Raw genomic sequence first — 5,994 nt, forward strand, 5'->3', positions numbered from 1 at the left:
AGCGCCGCCGAAAGCGAGCCGCGGATTTCCGGCGTGGAGTCGTTGGTCTCGGCGCCGTTGGCCACCGCGCCCTGCGTCGGATCCACATCGTCCCACACCGTGGTGATGGTCACCGTCTGCGCGGGCGCCGTGGCGTCAACGTTGATCGTGTAGCCCGTGGATATCGCGCCCGTGTTGCCAGCCGCGTCGACCACGCGCGCCGTGTAGGTGTAGCTGGCGCCGTCCGCAAGGCCCGTATCCGCGTACGTCCAGGTCGTGCCCGTCACCGTGGCGGTGCCCACCAGCACGCCGCCGCGCAACACCTGCACGGTCTCGCCGGTGTTCAGCGGCGCGGAAAGCGTGCCGCTCAGCGTGGGCGAGGTGTCGTTGGTGTACCCGTTGTGCGCCACCGTGCCCTGCACCGGGTCCACGTCGTCGTTGATCGCGCCGATGGTCACCGCCTGCGTGGGCGCCTGGGTGTCTATGGTGATGTCCAGCGCGCCGCTCTGGCCGCTTTCGTTACCGGCGGTATCCGTCAGCGTGTAGGTGAAGCCGTGCGGGCCGTCCGCGATGTCCGCGTTGGGCGTCAGCGTGCCCGTCACCGCGTCGTAGGTCGCGGCGACCTTCACCCCGTCCACGTACAGCGACACCGTGTCCGTGTACCCGCTACCCACGTTGACGCCGGGCCGCGCGTCGTTGGTCACCGGCGCGGTGCTGTTGGCGTCGACCACCGGGGCCACGTCGTCATTGTAGTCCAGCGGCGCGATGGGCGTTGCCGGGGCCGTGGTGTCCACGCGCAGGGTCACCGCCGTGGAGCTCGCGCCCCGGTTGCCCGCCGCGTCTTCCACCCGCGCCGTGTAGCTGTAGCTGGTGCCGTCCGCCAGGCCGGAATCCTGGAAGGTCCAGTCCGTGCCGCCCACCACCGACGCCGTGCCAAGGCGCGTGCCGTCGCGGTAGATGGCCACCACCTCGCCCGCGGCGAGCGTGGCGGAAAGGGTGCCTTGCAACTGCGGGCTGGTGTCGTTGGTCGGCACGCTGAACGCGAAGGTGCCTTCCTTCGGCGCCGCGTCGTCCGCGTACCCGGTGATGGCCACCGTCTGCGCGGGCACCTCCGTGTCCACGTGGATGGTGTACTGGTTGCTCATGGAACCCATCACCCCGGCCTCATTGATGAGCCGCGCCTGGTAGGTGTAGTCGCCGTCGGCAAGGCCGGTGTCCTCGAACGTCCAGGTCATGCCCGTTACCGTGGCCGTGCCCACCACCACGCCATCGCGCAGCACCTGCAAGGTCTCCCCAGCGTTCAGCGGCAGGAAAAGCGAGCCGCTGAGCAAGGGCGTGGTGTCGTTGGTGGACCCGTCGTTGGCCACGGAACCCAGCCCCGGGGCCTGGTTGTCCGTCACGTCGTCAATCGTCGGAATCCCGTCCACGGCTACGAGGTTCACCCCAAAGCGGATGCTGTTCGACACATCGCTGGCGTTGCCCGCGCGGTCTACCACCCGGGCCGTGTACGTGTAGTAGTCGCTCACAGCGATGCTATCCGTGAAGGTCCAGTCCGTGCCGCTCACCGTGGCCACGCCCACGTCCACGCCATCGCGGAACACGTGCACCTCTTCCGTGGCGGACAGGGTGGCGGAGATGGTGCCCCGGATTTCCGGCGTGTCGTCGTTGGTCACGCCGTTGGCCGGGATCGCACCCGTCACTGGCGCGAGGTCGTCCCACGCCTGGGTGATGGTCACCGTCTGCGTGGGCGGGGTGGTGTCCAGGCGGATCGACCAACTGTTCGAGACCGTGCCCTGGTTGTTCGCGCCGTCGATGACCACCGCAGAGTAGGTGTAGTTGCCGTCGACCGACAGGGTGTCCGTGTACGTCCAGGTCGTGCCCGTCACCGTGGCGGTGCCGATGTCCGTGCCGCCCCGGAAGATGTGCACGGCCTCGGTCCCGACCAGCGCCGCCGACAGGGTGCCGGAAAGCGTGGGCGTGGTGTCGTTGGTGTACCCGTTGTTCGCCACCGTGCCCTGCACAGGATCCAGGTCGTCCGTGATCGCGTCGATGGTCACCGTGGTGGACGAGCCGGAGGTCTTCACCGTGATCGAGTACGGCCCGGAGAACCCGCCGGTGTTGCCCGACCTGTCCTCAACGCGCGCCGTGTACGCATAGGTCGTGTCGTTGGTCAGGCCGCTGTCCCCGTAGGTCCAGCTGGTGCCGGTCACCGTGGCCTCGCCCACCTTCACGCCGTCGCGGTACACCGCCACCACTTCGTTGCCCGCAAGCGCCGCCGAAAGCGAGCCGCGGATTTCCGGCGTGGAGTCGTTGGTCTCGGCGCCGTTGGCCACCGCGCCCTGCGTCGGATCCACATCGTCCCACACCGTGGTGATGGTCACCGTCTGCGCGGGCGCCGTGGCGTCCACGTTGATCGTGTAGCCCGTGGATATCGCGCCCGTGTTGCCGGCCGCGTCGACCACGCGCGCCGTGTAGGTGTAGCTGGCGCCGTCCGCAAGGCCCGTATCCGCGTACGTCCAGGTCGTGCCCGTCACCGTGGCGGTGCCCACCAGCACGCCGCCGCGCAATACCTGCACGGTCTCGCCGGTGTTCAGCGGCGCGGAAAGCGTGCCGCTCAGCGTGGGCGAGGTGTCGTTGGTGTATCCGTTGTTCGCCACCGTGCCCTGCACCGGGTCCACGTCGTCGTTGATCGCGCCGATGGTCACCGCCTGCGTGGGCGCCTGGGTGTCTATGGTGATGTCCAGCGCGCCGCTCTGCGTGCTTTCGTTGCCCGCCGCGTCGGTCAGCGTGTAGGTGAAGCCGTGCGGCCCGTCCGCGATGTCCGCGGTGGGCGTCAGGGTGCCCGTCACAGCATCGTAGGTCGCGGCGACCTTCACCCCGTCCACGTACAGCGACACCGTGTCCGTGTGGCCCGTCCCCACGTTGATGCCGGGCCGCGCGTCGTTGGTCACCGGCGCGGTGCTGTTGGCGTCGACCACCGGGGCCACGTCGTCATTGTAATCCAGCGGCGCGGCGGGCGTTGCCGGGGCCGTGGCGTCAACCTGCAACGTCACCGTCGTGGAATTGGCCCCGCGGTTGCCCGCAAGGTCTTCCACACGGGCATAGTAGCTGTAGCTGTTGCTGTCGGCCAGGCCGGAATCCTGGTACGTCCAGGCCGTGCCGCCCACCACCGTCGCCGTGCCGAGGCGCACGTTGTCGCGGTAGATGGCCACCACCTCGTCCGCCGCAAGCGTGGCGGAAAGGGTGCCTTGCAGTTGCGGGGTGGTGTCGTTGGTCGGCACGCTGAACGCGAAGGTGCCTTCCTTCGGCGCCTCGTTGTCCACGTACCCGGTGATGGCCACCGTCTGCGCCGGGACCGCCGTGTCCACGTGGATGGTGTACTGGTTGCTTTGGCCGCCGGTCACCGTGGCCGCGTTGATGATCCGCACCTGGTAGGTGTAGTCGCCGTCGGCAAGGCCGGTGTCCTCGAACGTCCAGGTCGTGCCCGTCACCGTGGCGGTGCCCACCAGAGCGCCGTCACGCAGCACCTGCAAGGTTTCCCCGGCGTTCAGCAGCGCGGAAATCGTGCCGCTGAGCAAGGGCGAGGTGTCGTTGGTGGATCCGTCGTTGGCCACGGAACCCGTCACCGGCGCCTGGTTGTCCGTCACGTCGTCGATGGTCGTGGTCTGGGTGATGGTGGAGGTATCCACCTTGAAGCGGATGGAGTTCGATTCCGCGCTGGTGTTGCCCGCGCGGTCCACCACCATGGCCGTGTAGGTGTAGAAGCTGCCGCTCGCCACGCTGTCCGTGTACGTCCAGTTTGTGCCGCTCACCGTGGCCGTGCCCACGTCCGCGCCGTCGCGGAACACGTGCACTTCCTCCGTGGAGGACAGGACGGCGGAGATGGTGCCCTGGATTTCCGGCGTGTCGTCGTTGGTCACCCCGTTGGCCGCAATCGCACCCGTCGTGGGAGTCGCATCGTCCAGGGCCTGGGTGATGGTCACCGTCTGCGTGGGCGGGGTGGCGTCCAGTCGGATCGAGTAGTTGTTCGAGGCCGTGCCCTGGTTGTTCGCGCCGTCGATGACCACTGCGGAGTAGGTGTAGTTGCCGTCGACCGACAGGGTGTCCGTGTAGGTCCAGGTCGTGCCCGTCACCGTGGCGGTGCCGATGTCCGTGCCGCCCCGGAAGATGTGCACCTGCTCCGATCCCGTCAGCGCCGCCGACAGGGTGCCGGAAAGCGTGGGCGTGGTGTCGTTGGTGTACCCGTTGTTCGCCACCGTGCCCTGCACAGGATCCAGGTCGTCCGTGACCGCGTCGATGGTGACGCTGGTTGACGGGCTGACGGTCCGCACCGTGATCGAGTAGCCCGGAGTGAAGTTGCCGGTATTGCCCGCCGTGTCCTCCACGCGCGCCGTGTATTCATAGGTCGTGTCGTTGGCCAGGCCGCTGTCCCCGTAGGTCCAGCTGGTGCCGGTCACCGTGGCCTCGCCCACCTTCACGCCGTCGCGGTACACCGCCACCACTTCGTTGCCCGCAAGCGCCGCCGAAAGCGAGCCGCGGATTTCCGGCGTGGAGTCGTTGGTCTCGGCGCCGCTGACCACCGCGCCCTGCGTCGGATCCACATCGTCCCACACCGTGGTGATGGTCACCGTCTGCGCGGGCGCCGTGGCGTCAACGTTGATCGTGTAGCCCGTGGATATCGCGCCCGTGTTGCCGGCCGCGTCAACCACGCGCGCCGTGTAGGTGTAGCTGGCGCCGTCCGCAAGGCCCGTATCCGCGTACGTCCAGGTCGTGCCCGTCACCGTGGCGGTGCCCACCAGCACGCCGTCGCGCAGCACCTGCACGATCTCGCCGGTGTTCGGCGGCGCGGAAAGGGTGCCGGAAAGCGTGGGCGAGGTGTCGTTGGTCCAGCCGTTGTTCGCCACCGCGCCCTGCACCGGATCCGCGTCGTCGTTGATCGCGCCGATGGTCACCGCCTGCGTGGGCGCCTGGGTGTCTATGGTGATGTCCAGCGCGCCGCTCTGCGTGCTTTCGTTGCCCGCCGCGTCGGTCAGCGTGTAGGTGAAGCCGTGCGGCCCGTCCGCGATGTCCGCGGTGGGCGTCAGGGTGCCCGTCACAGCATCGTAGGTCGCGGCGACCTTCACCCCGTCCACGTACAGCGACACCGTATCCGTGTACCCGCTACCCACGTTGACGCCGGGCCGCGCGTCGTTGGTCACCGGCGCGGTACTGTTGGCGTCGACCACCGGGGCCACGTCGTCATTGTAGTCCAGCGGCGCGGCGGGCGTTGCCGGAGCCGTAGTGTCCACGCGCAAGGTCGCCGCTGCGGAACTCGGGCCCCGGTTGCCCGCAAGGTCTTCCACTCGCGCCGTGTAGCTGTAGCTGGTGCCGTCGGCCAGGCCGGAATCCTGGTACGTCCAGTTCGTGCCGCCCACCACCGACGCCGTGCCAAGGCGCACGCCGTCGCGGTAGATGACCACCACCTCGTCCGCCGCAAGCGTGGCGGAAAGGGTGCCTTGCAGTTGCGGGGTGGTGTCGTTGGTCGGCACGCTGAACGCGAAGGTGCCTTCCTTCGGCGCCTCGTCGTCCGCGTACCCGGTGATGTCCACCGTCTGCGCCGGGACCGCCGTGTCCACGTGGATGGTGTACTGGTTGCTTTGGCCGCCGGTCACCGTGGCCGCGTTGATGATCCGCACCTGGTAGGTGTAGTCGCCGTCGGCAAGGCCGGTGTCCTCGAACGTCCAGGTCGTGCCCGTCACCGTGGCGGTGCCCACCAGAGCGCCGTCACGCAGCACCTGCAAGGTTTCCCCGGCGTTCAGCGGCGCGGAAATCGTGCCACTGAGCAAGGGCGAGGTGTCGTTGGTGGATCCGTCGTTGGGCACGGAACCCGTCACCGGCGTCTGGTTGTCCGTCACGTCGTCGATGGTCGTGGTCTGGGTGATGGTGGAGGTATCCACCTTGAAGCGGATGGAGTTCGATTCCGCGCTGGTGTTGCCCGCGCGGTCCACCACCATGGCCGTGTAGGTGTAGAAGCTG

General features: G+C 68.4%; 1 protein-coding gene. It reads right to left on the reverse strand.

From position 1 onward, the window contains the following. A partial coding sequence (locus tag DESTE_RS18160; RefSeq protein ID WP_035065254.1) for an Ig-like domain repeat protein occupies window positions 1–5,994 on the reverse strand: 5,994 nt, incomplete at both ends.

The organism is Nitratidesulfovibrio termitidis HI1, from assembly GCF_000504305.1.
GTDB classification, from domain to species: Bacteria; Desulfobacterota; Desulfovibrionia; order Desulfovibrionales; family Desulfovibrionaceae; genus Cupidesulfovibrio; species Cupidesulfovibrio termitidis.